The sequence below is a fragment of the Sphingomonas sp. MM-1 genome, assembly GCF_000347675.2.
GTDB classification, from domain to species: Bacteria; Pseudomonadota; Alphaproteobacteria; order Sphingomonadales; family Sphingomonadaceae; genus Sphingomonas_E; species Sphingomonas_E fennica.
In genome coordinates this window covers 1,149,670-1,162,657 of record NC_020561.1, presented here as the reverse complement: position 1 = coordinate 1,162,657, position 12,988 = coordinate 1,149,670, and the positions used below count along the sequence as shown (strand labels likewise).

The window sequence follows — 12,988 nt, the reverse complement described above, 5'->3', positions numbered from 1 at the left end:
GCGACCGTCAGGGCCGGCCCTGTCAGCTGCTGGTATCGGTGACGGGCACGATCTTGATCTCCACCCGGCGATTCTGGGCGCGGCCGTCCACCGTGTCGTTCGATGCGATCGGCTGGCTGGAGCCGAAGCCCTGCGTGCCGATCCGCGCCCGATCGACGCCGTGGGTGGCGAGATAGTCCGCCACCGATTTCGCGCGGTTCTGCGAAAGCGGGATGTTGATCGTGTCGTTCCCGGTCGAATCGGTGTGGCCGTACACGTCCACATAGGTCTGGTTGTAGCTCGACAGTGTCTGCGCCACCTGATCCAGCGTGGAGCGGAACTGCGGCTCGACCGCATAGCTGTTGGTGGCGAAGGTGATGCCGGACGGGATGTTGAGCAGGATCTCGTCGCCCTGGCGCTTCACCTCCACGCCGGTGCCGGCCATCTTCTGGCGAAGCTCGCGCTCCTGCCGGTCCATATAGGCGCCGATGGCGCCGCCGGCGATCGCGCCGATGCCCGCGCCCACGATCATCTCGGTGCGATTATGGTGTCCGCCGACCAGTGCGCCCGCGCCCAGGCCAACCAGGGCGCCGCCGAGCGAGCCGATCCCCGCCTTCGACATCTTCTTCTCGCCCGTGACCGGATCGGTCGTGCAGGCCGAGGTCGTCAAGGCCGCAAGCGCCAGGCTCGCTCCGGCCAACTTGGTGCTGATCCGCATGGATTGTCCCTTTCCCTTCGCTGATGGCGGCAAAACCCTTGGCCGCGGCTGCTTGTTCCGCCGCCGTGCTGAATCTTCGATGACGAGATTGTTGTCCACCAGCAAGATTCCGTTCTATGGGGATATCGCGCCATGCCGCCGGATATTCCCCTCCAGCCCTTCCCTTGGATCGATTGCGTGATCATCATCGCGCTGGTCGCCCTGAATGGCGTGTTCGCGATGTCCGAGCTGGCGATCGTTTCGTCGCGCAAGCCGCGGCTGGAAGCGATGGCGCGGGCCGGGCGCCGGGGTGCGCGGCGCGCGCTCGATCTGGCGGCCGATCCCGGCAAGTTCCTGTCGACGGTGCAGATCGGCATCACCCTGATCGGCATCCTGGCGGGCGCCTATTCGGGCGCCAGCCTGGGTGGGCCGGTGGGCGAGCGGCTGGCCCGGCTCGGCGTGCCGGCGCGGATCGCGGGGGAGGCGGGCTTCGGTCTCGTCATCGTGCTCACCACCTATGTCTCGCTCATCATCGGCGAGCTGGTGCCCAAGCAGTTCGCGCTGCGTTCGCCCGAGCCGATCGCCGCGATCGTGGCGGCGCCGATGCATTGGCTGTCGCGCGTCACCGCGCCGCTGGTGTGGCTGCTCGACCGATCGAGCGCGCTGATCTTCCGCCTGTTCCGCATCCGCCGCGAATCCGAAACCCATGTGACGGCGGAGGAACTGCACCTGATCGTCGCCGAGGCGTCCAATGCCGGCGTGATCGAGGAGAGCGAGCGGGCGATCATCTCCGGTGTGGTCCGGCTGGCCGATCGCCCGGTCCGCGAGGTGATGACCCCGCGCACCGAGATCGAATGGATCGACGCCACAGCCGATCCCGCCGCCATAGCGGAAAGGCTGCGGGCGATGCCGCACAGCCGGATGCCGGTGGCGGAAGGATCGGTGGATGCGATCTTCGGGGTGGTGCAGGCGCGCGACATCGTCGCGGCGCTCCTGGCGGGCGAGGCGACCGATGTGCGGGCGCTCGCCCGGCCGGCGCCGATCGTGCCCGATCAGATGGACGCGATGAACGCGCTGGAGACGCTGCGCGAGGCCGCGGTGCCGATGGCGCTGGTCCACGACGAATATGGCCATTTCGAAGGGGTGGTGACGCCCGCCGACCTGCTTGCGGCGATCGGCGGCGTGTTCGCGTCCGACCGGGAGGAAGGCACCGATCCGCCCTTCGTGGAGCGCGAGGACGGAAGCTGGCTGATCTCGGGATCGGCGGCGGCGGACATGATGGCCGACCGGCTGGCCCTGCCGCTGCCCGAGGATCGCGATTACGCGACCTGCGCGGGCTTCGCTTTGTCCGTGCTCAAGCATCTGCCCACGGTGGGCGAGAGCTTCGTCGAGGATGGCTGGCGCTTCGAGATCGTGGACATGGACGGCCGCAAGATCGACAAGATGCTGGCGAGCCGCGCCGGCGACTGAGGGGAAAACCGGCCGGGCGGGCGGGGGAGACCGCGCCGCCCGCCACGACCTTTCAATTCCGGTCAGCTTTCGTGCGCGGGCTCCGACTGGAGCTGGACATAGTTCTGGATGCCCATGCGTTCGATCAGGTCGAACTGCTTTTCCAGCGCATCGACATGGTCTTCCTCGCTGTCGAGGATGTCGCGCAGCAGATCGCGCGTCACATAATCGCGCACCGTCTCGCAATGGGCGATGGCGTCGCGCAGCAGGGGGATGGCCTCGTTCTCCAGCGCGAGATCGGCCTTGAGGATCTCCTCCACCGTCTCGCCGATCTTCAGCCGGCCGAGCAGCTGGAAGTTGGGCAGGCCATCGAGGAAGAAGATGCGTTCCGCCAGCTTGTCGGCGTGCTTCATCTCGTCGATGGATTCGCCATATTCGAACTTGGCGAGCTTGGTGACGCCCCAATGTTCGAGCATGCGGTAATGGAGGAAATATTGGTTGATCGCGGTTAGCTCGTTCTTGAGCACCTCGTTCAGATAATCGATGACCTTGGGGTCGCCCTTCATGATGAATCTCCGGCTATACGCCGAAGATCATAGCCGGAATGACTTGGAAAATCACCGGAAAATGGCGGATTTCCGCCGATTTTTAGTTGCGGCTGCTAAGCAGTCGCACGTTCGGAGGCGATGATTTCCCGTGCGAATGGGACGCATTGTCCGCAGCGTGCGCGGCGGCCCAGCGCCGCATAGGCCTGGCAGGGGGAGCTATGTCCGGCCCGCGCGGCTTCCCGCACATCCTTCTCGCGAATCGCGTTGCAAACGCAAACGACCATCAATGCCTCTCCGTCTTCGGAAGGAGAGATAGCGCTACTGAGAGTGCCTCGCAATATCCTGCCTGCGGATCGGCTGCATTTTTCCACGGGCCAGCGATCGCCACAGCCATTCGAAGGGGCCGTAGACGAAGCGATCGAGCCAGAATCGACTCCAGACCAGCATGATCGCCCAGGTCGCGACGACGATGCCGAGCAGGGCGAATCGATCGAGCCGGCCGTAAAGACCCAGGCCGTAGCCGTAGAAGAGGCCGGTCATCAGCAGGCTCGACCCGAGATAATTGGAAAGCGCGACCCGCCCGGCGGCGGCCACGCGATCGCGCAAGGCCGATCGTCCGCCCGTCAGCCAGATCATGGCCAGCGCGATATGGCCGAGCGCCATGAACGGCCGGGCCGGCAGCCCCAGCGGCATGGCGGCGCCGAACATGATGAGCGCGTCGAACCCCCGCCACCAGCAGAATGCGGCGAGCAGCAGCGAGAGCGGCAGGCCGGTGCCGTAGCCGATCAGGGCGGCGCGGACGTAGCCGGCGCGGCTCCAGCCGCCCGTCAGGAAGCCGCTGCGCAGGCCGGCCATGCCCAGCAGCATCAGGCCCAGCGTCTCCGGCCCGAACATCAGCATCTGCACCAGCGGCACCATCGTCGAATCCGTCAGCCGATGGACGACCTGCGGGAGATAGGGGCCGCGATGGAGCGTCAGTTCCCGGGCGATGGCATCGGCCGGGGGGATGCCATATCCCTGCTGCAGGTCGATCCAGGACGCGCCGTCCGGCGCCCCGCCGGCCACGGCGGCGAACAGGATCGCGAACATCGCGCCCTGCAGGACCAGCAGCAGCATCCCCCAGCGGACCAGATCGCGCGGCGGCGCTTCTGCGAAGAACCATGCCGCGCAGCCGACGACGGCATAAAGCGACAATATGTCGCCATCCCAGATGAAGTAGAAATGGGCGAGGCCGATGGCCAGCAGCCAGCCCATCCGGCGGAAATGGATGCGCTCGCCATCCGCGCCGGCCGCCCTGGCGCGATCGAGCACGATCAGCAGGCTGGCCCCGAACAGCAGCGAGAAGATCGCCCGCATCTTCCCGTCCACGAGGACGAACTCCACCATCCACAGCGCGATCTCGGCCGGGCCGGCCGCGCCATAGGCCAGCGGGTTGAAATAGGCCGCAAAGGGCATCGCGAAGGCGGCGATGTTCATGAGGAGGATGCCCATCACCGCCAGCCCGCGCAGACCGTCTAGGGTGGGGAGGCGCTGGGGCGTGGCGGTCATGGCCTCGCCATGTCCCGAGCCGGCGATGCGGTCAATCGCGGAACATGCGTCCCTGCCGGCGGTTGAGGAACAAGCACGTAGCTGCATGCACGCGAACAAGCATAAATCATTGAAGGAGCGTCACATGGCCACCACGGCACAGGGCGATCGCGGCCGCACGTCACATGCCGCCCGATCCCAGCCCCGTTCGCAATCGACCGGCAAGTTCACCGCGCGAAGCGCGCGCGGCGCCGTCGATCGATCGGGCAATCACCGGACCAGCACCGCGACGATCATCGGCGTGGCGGCGGCGGGCCTGGCGACCGGCCTTCTCGCCAATTTCGGCCGCAGGGCGGCGATGCAGGCGCCGAGCGCGCTGACCGGCGACTGGTTCGAGGCGCTGAAGGCGGAGCATCGCGCCGCGCTTGCGCTTTTCGATGCGCTGCAGGCGACCGACGGCGATCAGGTGCGCCGCCGCGCCATCCTGCTCGCCCAGCTTCGCCACGCGCTGGAGAAGCATACCTTCACCGAGGAGACGGTGATCTACCCGGCGCTGCGCGACTGGGGCGACAAGGCGGATGCGGACAAGCTCAACCACGATCACGGCTATGTGAAGCAATATCTCTTCACGCTGGATCGGATGGCGAAGGACGCGCCCGAATTCGCGATGGAGATCGCCGAATTCCGCGACATGCTGGAAGCGCATATCCGCGAGGAGGAGGAATCGATCTTCCCGCAGCTCCACGCCGCCCTTTCCGAAGAGAAGAACAAGGCGCTGACCTCGGCCGCCAATTGGGAGGGGTTCAAGCTCGCCTGATATCCGGCCGGCGCCGGCCGGCCCGGATGGTCAGGGGACGGGAGCCACCGCCGCCACCGGCTCGGCCGGGACGGCGGCGGGCTTCTGCCGGAGCTTCCGCCGCGACCATTGCTGGGCGGGATGCTCGATCCAGCGATAGCTGAGATAGGCGAAGCCGATCGTGATCGCGAGCATCAGGATCGACATGAAATCCCCGAACAAGGGCGATCCGCCGACCTGGTTATGGCCGTCGATGGTCGTCACCAGATCGAGCCTGCCGTGCGACAGCTTCTCGATGATGCCGAGCGCGTTCACGGTGCGATATTCCAGGAAGCCGTGGATCATGTAGATCGAATAGGAAAGCGTGCCCATCAGCAGGAAGGGCGGCTTCAGCAGCAGCTTCGCCACCGCGCCCCGCTGGAACGAGAAGAGCAGAACCACCCCGAAGAAGACGGGCGGCACGATCAGCGACAGGGGCTTGGAGCCCGAAATGCTGACGATCTGTACCGTGATGATGATGGCGGCGATTTCCAGCACGGTGGCGAGTGCGGCGGGAAGCTCCTTGCGGGTGGCGATCCATTTATGCGCCTGGAAGGCCACCACGCCCAGCGAGAAGCCGAACAGGCAGCGCGCCAGCGCGCCATCGTGGAACACGTTCAGATAGCGATCGGTGAGGTTGAACAGATAGATGCCGCACAGCGCCGCGAGCACGAGGCAGAGCGGGATCAGGATCGGCCGCGCCCAGCGGAACACGAAGGCGAAGATCAGATAGGTCCACATCTCCACGGCGATGCTCCAGGAGGGGCCGTTCCAGCCCGTGCCGTCCGGCCCGATGAAGGTCTGCACCAGGAACAGGCTGGCGAGCAGCGATGGGATGTCGTTGGGCGCCTGGAACGGCTGCCGGTCCGCCTGGCCCAGCACGCCGGTGGCGAAGACGATCTCGAATGCCAGGAACACCATCAGCACGAAGAAGTGGAGCGGATAGATCCGCCCCATGCGCAGCCCCATGAACTTGCCGATGGAAAAGCCGTTGGTGATCCGGTCGCCATAGCTGGCCGAAATGACGAAGCCGCTCAACACGAAGAAGAAATCGACGAAGAGCGAGCCGTTCTTCACCAGCGCCGAATTGCTGATGATGCCGGGCGTGTGGAAATGCAGGAGAACGATCATGCTCGCGCAGATGCCGCGCAGGCTATCGAGCGCAAGGAAGCGCGATATGGCTGTTCCGCTCGCATTGGCCATCGACATACCCCCGTCCATCCCGCGATCGGCCCGGTGGTGGGGGCGATCACATGGCGCAACTCGGCGGGCGCGCATCGGTTCCTGCGGAAATATGACGTGAAGAATGGACGCGCGCAGCCGGGTAACGATCCTCCGCTAAAATTCGCGGGATCCTGTTAGCACCAAAGCCGGCGGCGGAAAATCCCGCCATGGATGGGGCAGGGATGGGGCGTGGGCGGCCGTCGGTCCGCGTATCGGGCCCGTGCCCTCCCGCGTCACGATGGCGCGGGAGGGAAGGGGCATCAGGCGAGCGCGGCGTCGGCGCCCATCAGCTTGGGGAAGAAGCCTTCATGCGCCTTGCGCAGGTCGGCGAGCTGGACGTTGATGCCGTCGCCCGCCTTCACGCTGTGGCCGCCGACGGCGCCGATCCGCACGGCGCCCGGCACGTCCACGCCCGGCGCTGCCGTCACGACATAGCGGCCCTGATCCTCGCCGAAGGCCTCCGCCGCCGAGGCGATCGGATCGAGGCTGGCGCCGATGCCGCCCGCCAGCGCCATTTCGGCCACCGCGACCAGCAGGCCGCCATCCGAAAGATCGTGGACGGCGTTCACCGTGCCGTTGGCGATCAGCTTGCGGACGAGATCGCCGGACGCCTTTTCCTTGACCAGATCGACGGTGGGCGCGGGGCCGGCCTCGCGGCCATGGATCTCGCGCAGCCAGACGGACTGGCCGAGATGGCTGCCCTTGCCGCCGATCAGCCAGATGCCGTCGCCCTCGCTCTTGAAGGCGACGGTGGCGGATTTCGACCAGTCGGACAGCAGGCCGATGCCGCCGATCGCGGGCGTCGGCAGGATGGCGGAGCCGCCCCCGGTCGCCTTGCTCTCATTGTAGAGCGAGACGTTGCCCGACACGATCGGGAAGGCAAGCTCGCGGCAGGCCTCGCCCATGCCGTCCAGGCAGCCGACGAACTGCGCCATGATTTCCGGGCGCTGCGGATTGGCGAAATTCAGGCAGTTGGTGACGGCTAGCGGCAGCGAGCCCACCGCGGAGAGGTTGCGATAGCATTCGGCGATCGCCTGCTTGCCGCCTTCATAGGGGTCCGCATAGCAGTAACGCGGCGTGCAGTCGGTGGAGATGGCGATGCCCTTCTCCGTGTCATGCACGCGGACGACGGCGGAATCGCCGCCGGGGCGCTGCACCGTGTCGGCGCCGACCATGTGGTCATATTGCTCCCAGATCCAGCGGCGCGAGGCGAGATCGGGCGATGCCATCAGCGTGACGAGATCGGCGCCCAGATCGGCCGATTCGGGCACATCGCCAAGCGGCTCCACCTTCGCCCAGGCGGCATAGTCCTCGCGGCTGAGCGACGGGCGGTCGTAGAGCGGGGCCTCGTCCGCCAGCGGGGCGAGCGGGATGTCGCACACCGTCTCGCCATTGTGGACGAGGATCATGCGGCCAGTGTCGGTGACTTCGCCGATCACCGCGAAATCCAGCTCCCACTTGCGGAAGATCGCCTCGGCGAAGGCTTCCTTGCCGGGCTTCAGCACCATGAGCATCCGCTCCTGGCTTTCCGACAGCATCATCTCGTAAGCGGTCATGCCCTCTTCGCGCTGGGGCACCTTGTTCATGTCGAGCAGCAGGCCGACCCCGCCCTTGGAGGCCATCTCCACCGAGGAGGAGGTGAGGCCGGCGGCCCCCATGTCCTGGATGGCGACGATCGCGTCCGACGCCATCAGTTCCAGGCAGGCTTCGATCAGCAGCTTTTCGGTGAAGGGGTCGCCGACCTGCACGGTCGGGCGCTTCTCCTCCGAATCCTCGCCGAAATCGGCCGAGGCCATGGTGGCGCCGTGGATGCCGTCGCGCCCGGTCTTGGACCCGACATAGACGATCGGATTGCCGACGCCCGACGCCGCCGAATAGAAGATCTTGTCGGTCTCGGCGACGCCCACCGTCATCGCATTAACCAGGATGTTGCCGTCATAGGCGCGGTGGAAATTCACCTCGCCGCCCACCGTCGGTACGCCCACGCAATTGCCGTAGCCGCCGATGCCGTGGACGACGCCCGCGATCAGATGACGCATCTTGGGATGGTCCGGCCGGCCGAAGCGCAGCGCGTTCATGTTGGCGACCGGCCGCGCGCCCATGGTGAACACGTCGCGCAGGATGCCGCCCACGCCGGTGGCCGCGCCCTGATAGGGCTCGATATAGGATGGGTGGTTGTGGCTCTCCATCTTGAAGATGGCGGCCTGGCCGTCGCCGATATCGACGACGCCGGCATTCTCGCCGGGGCCGCAGATCACCCAGGGCGCCTTGGTCGGCAGCTTCTTCAGGTGGATGCGCGAAGACTTGTAGGAGCAGTGCTCCGACCACATCACCGAGAAGATGCCGAGCTCCGTCAGATTGGGCTCGCGGCCGAGGGCGGCGAGGACGCGCTCATATTCTTCGGGGGAGAGGCCGTGCTCGGCGACGATCTGGGGAGTGATCTCGGTCATGCGCGCGCCCTCTAGAGCATATTGGCCGCCGTTTGAACCACCCGTCGCTTTTATCCGTTCCCTCCGTGGATTCGGATTCGACTTGGGCCGCGAATCGTGCCTATGTTCCTATTATGTTCTGAAAATGGGAGGTTGTCATGGTCGATCCGATTCCCGCAGGCTACCACAGCGTCACACCTTATCTGGTCGTCGATGACGGGGCAGCTGCCATAGAATTCTACAAGCAGGCTTTTGGCGCGGAGGAGGTGCTGCGCATGCCGATGGGCGACCGCATCGGCCATGCCGAGATCAAGATCGGCGATTCGCATGTCATGCTGGCCGACGAATGGCCGGACATGGACCATCTCGGCCCCAGGTCGCGGGGCGGCACCACCGTGAGCCTGCTGATCTACGTGCCCGATGTGGATGCGGCCTTCGCCAGGGCGATCGAGGCCGGCGGCAGGGAGGATCGCGCCGTGGCCGATCAATTCTATGGCGACCGCGCGGGCACGCTGACCGATCCGTTCGGGCATCAGTGGACCCTCGCCACCCATGTCGAGGATGTCTCGATCGAGGAATGCCGCCGCCGCCTGGACGAGATGACGGCCAAGGCCTGATCGGCCGCCGCTGAATCCTCACGAAAAAGGCCGGCGGATCGCTCCGCCGGCCTTTTCGGATGGCCCGTCCGGCGGGCCTGATGGAAGGAGGCGCGCCCGCGCGGGCGCGGATCGGGTTCAGGCCTTGCAGCTCTGGCTGGCCTTGCCCGGCCGCTCGAGCGTGACGCTGGTGCCGTCGCCGGTGAGCTTATAGCCTTCGGCGACGAAGGGCTCGCCCTTGGTGGGCGCGGTCAGGCGGGTGGCCGGGCCGGTCTTCTCCGCGCGGATATCGGCGCTGGTGCCGTCCGCGAAGAAATCGACATAAGCGAGGCTGTTGTCCTTGCAGCGATAGGTGCGGCTGGCGCTGAGCGCCGGCGGCAGCGTCACGGGCGGGGCCTCGGCCAGGTTGGCGGCATCCGGATCGGCCGGGCCGGCGTTGACCGTCTCCGGTTCCGTATTGCAGGCCGCAAGGGAGAGGAGGGCCGCGAGGGACGCGGCCGCGAGCGTCAGGGGGGCTTTTTGCATAGCGGGATGATTTTGACGCGCTGCAACCGCGCGTCAAGCCTGAGATTTATTACATCTGCAGCTTATCAGCAGAATCCTTCATCGCAAGGGGCCGATCCGGTCCTGTTTTAAGGTTCGGCGCAACATCTTGGCAGAGCGTCGGAAAATCTCGAATCCCGCGGTCCTGGGCCATTGCCGCGGCGATGGCGCCGCCGGTCCGGGGCGGAAGGCGGTGCTTCCGATACGACGAGCCGTTCCGCATCGCCGCAACGATATGCCTCATAATGGGACTGACGGTGCGGCCCGCCGCCGGACGGGATTCGCGGATGCCGCCCGAAGCTTCGCTGTATCCCGGGCAAACAGAAGCCCGCTTGCCGGCCGCGCGAAGGCTCGGCTATCTGCCGGTCATGGCCATAGCCCCCACCGCGCCGAACACCCTCGCGCTGATCGGCAATACCCCGCTCGTCCGCCTGAACGGCCCCAGCGCCGCCACCGGCTGCGACATCCTTGCCAAATGCGAATTCATGAACCCGGGCGGATCGGTGAAGGATCGCGCCGCGCTGTTCATCGTCCAGGATGCCGAGGAGCAGGGGCTGCTGAAGCCCGGCGGCGTGATCGTGGAAGGGACGGCGGGCAATACCGGCATCGGCCTGGCGCTGGTCGGCAATGCCAAGGGCTATCGCACGATCATCGTGATGCCGGAGACCCAGAGCCAGGAGAAGAAGGACACGCTGCGCGCGCTGGGGGCCGAGCTGGTGCTGGTGCCGGCCGCGCCTTATTCCAGCTCCGCCCATTTCGTCCACACCTCGCGCCGGATCGCCGAGGAGACGGAGAATGCGGTCTGGGCCAACCAGTTCGACAATATCGCCAACCGCATGGCGCATATCCGCACCACCGCCGCCGAGATCTGGGAACAGACGGGCGGCCGGATCCACGGCTTCACCTGCGCGGTGGGCACTGGCGGCACGCTGGCCGGCGTGGGCATGGGGCTGAAGGCGTTCGACGAGGATGTCGTGATCGCGCTCAGCGATCCGCACGGCGCCGCGCTCTACAGCTATTATGAGACGGGCGAGCTGAAGGCGGAGGGATCGTCCGTCGCCGAGGGCATCGGCCAGGGGCGGATCACCGCCAATCTCGAAGGCGCGCCGGTGGATACGCAGTTCCGCATTTCCGACGAGGAAGGGCTGGAGCAGGTGCATCGCCTGCTGATGGACGAAGGGCTTTGCGTGGGCCTTTCATCCGGCATTAATGTGGCCGGTGCCATCGCCCTGGCCGAGCAGATGGGGCCTGGGCACACCATCGTCACCATCCTGTGCGATTCGGGATTCCGTTATCTTTCGACGCTCTTCAACCAGGATTGGCTGGCGGCGAAGGGCTTGACGGTGCCGCCGTGGCTGGTGCGATAAGCTGTTCGACAAGCGCGACGGGCTGGGTTAGGCTTTACACAAAGTGGAATTGCGTTCGCCTCGGTTCCGTTTGTGGAAGGGAATGAATGCAGCGGGTTCGCATCGGTTTGACCGGGCTTGCCGGCGTCTTCGTGCTCGTATTGTTCGCCGCGGCCTTCTTCGGGGTGGTCAGCGACGAGCCGACGGTCTCGACGGACGCGACGGGCAATGTGGTGATTGAAGAGACTGCCAACGCGGCCGCCCCGGTGGGGCCGCCCAAGGAGCCGCTGGCCGAACTCGGCGTGGCCCCCGGCGCCGCGCCGGAAGCCGGCGAGGGCAATGTGACGCCTTCGGATGGTGCGGCGCATCCCTGATCGCGCCTGACATGGCGGCGGGGCCTGGCGGGGCCGTGCCGGCCCGCATCTCCGGACGCTGGCCCGCCGTCGCCGGCTGGGCCGGTGCCTATGCTTTCGCGGAAACGCTGGCCGGCCTGCTTTCGATCGCGATCGCGGGCCATGACCGTGCCGACTGGACCCCCTTTCTGGCGTGCCGGCCCTGGCTCCTTGCCACGGCCGCGCTCCTGCTTGCCGCCCGGCCGTGGCGCTTCCGGCTTGCGGCGATGGCGCTGGGCCTGGCCGGCGCGACGTTGGGCGGGGCGCTTTGGCTGGCCGCCAAGGGGGCCGGTGACGCGATCGCGGCGCTGCGGATATTCGGCGCGAGTATCCTGCTGCTGGCCGCCGTCGAGCTGGTCCTGCGCCTGGCCCGCTGGGCTGGCGGCCGGCGTTGGCGCCTGCTCGCCGCCGCATTGCTCTTTGGGCTGGCGCTGCTGCCCGGTGCCGTCGCGGCCTATGAGCGGGTGGCGCTCGGCCCCCTCGATCCGCCGCCGCCCGCCCGCCGGCCGCCGCTGCATCTGTTGAGCGGCCTGCCGCTTATCTGGTCGGAAGGCGGCGTGGCCGAAACGCTCGGGCGGTCGCGCCCGCTCGCGGCCATGCTCCTCCTGCGATCCCGTCACGATGTCCTTCCCCTCGCGGCGGCGCGGCCGCGATCGCTTGCCGGTCCCGGCCCCTTGCTGGCCGTGCAGCCGCGCATCGACGCGGAAGGATTGGTGGCGGTGGACGATTGGGTGCGGCGCGGGGGGCGGATGCTGCTGCTTGCCGATCCCGACCTGCGCTGGCCCACGCGGCTTCCCCCCGGCGATCCCGCGCGGCCGCCGGGTGTGGCGCCGCTGCTGCCGCTGCTCGCGCATTGGGGCCTCGCCCTGTCGCCGGCCGGGGGCGATCCCCTGATGCTGCGTGATGTGGAATGGGCGGGCGCGGTGTGGCGCGTGCGCCCCGGCGCCCCCGGCCGCCTCGCCTCGACGGATGGCGCCTGCGCGATCCTCGCCGGCGGCCTCGCCGCCGATTGCCGGGTCGGGCAGGGGAGGGCGGTGATCCTCGCCGATGCCGATCTGCTGGACGATGATCTGTGGGTGGGAATGGGATCGCATGGCACCGGCCGCTTCCGCCGCACCGCCGACAACGGCCCGCTGATCGCCGCGATCCTTGCCGATCTGGGGGGCGGTCAGCCGGTTGAACCCAGCGATTCCGTGGTCTGGATCGAGTCGCCCCTGCGCCCCGACCGGCATTGGCTGCTGGCGCTGCTGCCCTCCCTGCTGCTGCTTGCCGCTGGCCTCGTGATGGGCCGGCGTGGCATTCATGCAGCGGTTGTCACGAAATCCTCACAAACTTATCCACAGGCCATGCACAGGTACAAAGAAAGAACAGTGGCGGATTTCCGTCATCGGAGGGAATAAGGCCCCCGATATCACCCATCAGA

13 protein-coding genes are annotated in these 12,988 nt (G+C 67.0%); 6 read left to right on the top strand and 7 right to left on the bottom strand.

Annotated elements, in window-relative coordinates; translation table 11 throughout:
• Positions 1-22: 22 nt before the first annotated feature.
• Positions 23-697, bottom strand: a complete 675-nt coding sequence (locus tag G432_RS05705) for an OmpA family protein (RefSeq protein WP_015457874.1) — start codon at positions 695-697, stop codon at positions 23-25.
• A gap of 132 nt (positions 698-829) precedes the next feature.
• Here G432_RS05705 and G432_RS05700 point away from each other — a divergent pair, with 132 nt between their 5' ends.
• A complete protein-coding gene (locus G432_RS05700) occupies positions 830-2,146 on the top strand; it encodes a hemolysin family protein (RefSeq protein WP_015457873.1) in 1,317 nt (438 codons plus the stop codon).
• 62 nt (positions 2,147-2,208) lie between these two features.
• On the opposite strand, the gene bfr is transcribed toward G432_RS05700, so the two are convergent.
• The 3 genes from bfr to G432_RS05690 all read right to left on the bottom strand — a co-directional run bounded on the left by bfr (position 2,209) and on the right by G432_RS05690 (position 4,221).
• Positions 2,209-2,691: a bacterioferritin gene (bfr, locus tag G432_RS05695; RefSeq protein WP_015457872.1), complete on the bottom strand. Its 483-nt coding sequence runs from the start codon at positions 2,689-2,691 to the stop codon at positions 2,209-2,211.
• Between the two features lie 95 nt (positions 2,692-2,786).
• A complete protein-coding gene (locus G432_RS22445) occupies positions 2,787-2,957 on the bottom strand; it encodes a (2Fe-2S)-binding protein (protein WP_015457871.1) in 171 nt (56 codons plus the stop codon).
• A gap of 34 nt (positions 2,958-2,991) precedes the next feature.
• Complete coding sequence (locus G432_RS05690) at positions 2,992-4,221, bottom strand: DUF418 domain-containing protein (protein ID WP_015457870.1); 1,230 nt, start codon at positions 4,219-4,221, stop codon at positions 2,992-2,994.
• 124 nt (positions 4,222-4,345) lie between these two features.
• On the opposite strand from G432_RS05690, the gene G432_RS05685 reads away from it, so the two are divergent.
• Complete coding sequence (locus tag G432_RS05685) at positions 4,346-5,017, top strand: hemerythrin domain-containing protein (RefSeq protein ID WP_015457869.1); 672 nt, start codon at positions 4,346-4,348, stop codon at positions 5,015-5,017.
• Positions 5,018-5,047: 30 nt separating this feature from the next.
• Here the strand turns inward: G432_RS05685 and G432_RS05680 are convergent, their stop codons facing one another.
• Both G432_RS05680 and purL read right to left on the bottom strand, forming a co-directional pair.
• Complete coding sequence (locus G432_RS05680) at positions 5,048-6,244, bottom strand: acyltransferase family protein (RefSeq protein WP_015457868.1); 1,197 nt, start codon at positions 6,242-6,244, stop codon at positions 5,048-5,050.
• Between the two features lie 275 nt (positions 6,245-6,519).
• Positions 6,520-8,709: a phosphoribosylformylglycinamidine synthase subunit PurL gene (gene purL / locus G432_RS05675; RefSeq protein WP_015457867.1), complete on the bottom strand. Its 2,190-nt coding sequence runs from the start codon at positions 8,707-8,709 to the stop codon at positions 6,520-6,522.
• A gap of 137 nt (positions 8,710-8,846) precedes the next feature.
• Here purL and G432_RS05670 point away from each other — a divergent pair, with 137 nt between their 5' ends.
• The gene (locus G432_RS05670; RefSeq protein ID WP_015457866.1) at positions 8,847-9,305 is read left to right on the top strand and encodes a VOC family protein; all 459 of its coding nucleotides are present in this window, start codon (positions 8,847-8,849) and stop codon (positions 9,303-9,305) included.
• Positions 9,306-9,422: 117 nt separating this feature from the next.
• Here the strand turns inward: G432_RS05670 and G432_RS05665 are convergent, their stop codons facing one another.
• Positions 9,423-9,809, bottom strand: coding sequence for a hypothetical protein (locus G432_RS05665; RefSeq protein ID WP_015457865.1), 387 nt, complete (start codon positions 9,807-9,809; stop codon positions 9,423-9,425).
• Positions 9,810-10,195: 386 nt separating this feature from the next.
• On the opposite strand from G432_RS05665, the gene G432_RS05655 reads away from it, so the two are divergent.
• The 3 genes from G432_RS05655 to G432_RS05645 all read left to right on the top strand — a co-directional run bounded on the left by G432_RS05655 (position 10,196) and on the right by G432_RS05645 (position 12,965).
• Positions 10,196-11,194 carry a cysteine synthase A gene (locus G432_RS05655; RefSeq protein WP_041865181.1) on the top strand — a complete coding sequence of 333 codons (999 nt, stop codon included), beginning with the start codon at positions 10,196-10,198 and terminating at the stop codon, positions 11,192-11,194.
• Positions 11,195-11,280: 86 nt separating this feature from the next.
• Complete coding sequence (locus G432_RS05650) at positions 11,281-11,547, top strand: hypothetical protein (RefSeq protein ID WP_015457863.1); 267 nt, start codon at positions 11,281-11,283, stop codon at positions 11,545-11,547.
• An 11-nt stretch (positions 11,548-11,558) separates the two neighbouring features.
• Complete coding sequence (locus tag G432_RS05645; RefSeq protein ID WP_015457862.1) at positions 11,559-12,965, top strand: hypothetical protein; 1,407 nt, start codon at positions 11,559-11,561, stop codon at positions 12,963-12,965.
• Positions 12,966-12,988 lie beyond the last annotated feature (23 nt).

What these genes read in the sequence shown, in the direction of transcription:
- G432_RS05705 (WP_015457874.1), bottom strand. Translation starts at nt 697, where the DNA reads ATGCGGATCAGCACCAAGTTGGCCGGAGCGAGCCTGGCGCTTGCGGCC.
- G432_RS05700 (WP_015457873.1), top strand. Translation starts at nt 830, where the DNA reads ATGCCGCCGGATATTCCCCTCCAGCCCTTCCCTTGGATCGATTGCGTG.
- bfr (WP_015457872.1), bottom strand. Translation starts at nt 2,691, where the DNA reads ATGAAGGGCGACCCCAAGGTCATCGATTATCTGAACGAGGTGCTCAAG.
- G432_RS22445 (WP_015457871.1), bottom strand. Translation starts at nt 2,957, where the DNA reads ATGGTCGTTTGCGTTTGCAACGCGATTCGCGAGAAGGATGTGCGGGAA.
- G432_RS05690 (WP_015457870.1), bottom strand. Translation starts at nt 4,221, where the DNA reads ATGACCGCCACGCCCCAGCGCCTCCCCACCCTAGACGGTCTGCGCGGG.
- G432_RS05685 (WP_015457869.1), top strand. Translation starts at nt 4,346, where the DNA reads ATGGCCACCACGGCACAGGGCGATCGCGGCCGCACGTCACATGCCGCC.
- G432_RS05680 (WP_015457868.1), bottom strand. Translation starts at nt 6,244, where the DNA reads ATGTCGATGGCCAATGCGAGCGGAACAGCCATATCGCGCTTCCTTGCG.
- purL (WP_015457867.1), bottom strand. Translation starts at nt 8,709, where the DNA reads ATGACCGAGATCACTCCCCAGATCGTCGCCGAGCACGGCCTCTCCCCC.
- G432_RS05670 (WP_015457866.1), top strand. Translation starts at nt 8,847, where the DNA reads ATGGTCGATCCGATTCCCGCAGGCTACCACAGCGTCACACCTTATCTG.
- G432_RS05665 (WP_015457865.1), bottom strand. Translation starts at nt 9,809, where the DNA reads ATGCAAAAAGCCCCCCTGACGCTCGCGGCCGCGTCCCTCGCGGCCCTC.
- G432_RS05655 (WP_041865181.1), top strand. Translation starts at nt 10,196, where the DNA reads ATGGCCATAGCCCCCACCGCGCCGAACACCCTCGCGCTGATCGGCAAT.
- G432_RS05650 (WP_015457863.1), top strand. Translation starts at nt 11,281, where the DNA reads ATGCAGCGGGTTCGCATCGGTTTGACCGGGCTTGCCGGCGTCTTCGTG.
- G432_RS05645 (WP_015457862.1), top strand. Translation starts at nt 11,559, where the DNA reads ATGGCGGCGGGGCCTGGCGGGGCCGTGCCGGCCCGCATCTCCGGACGC.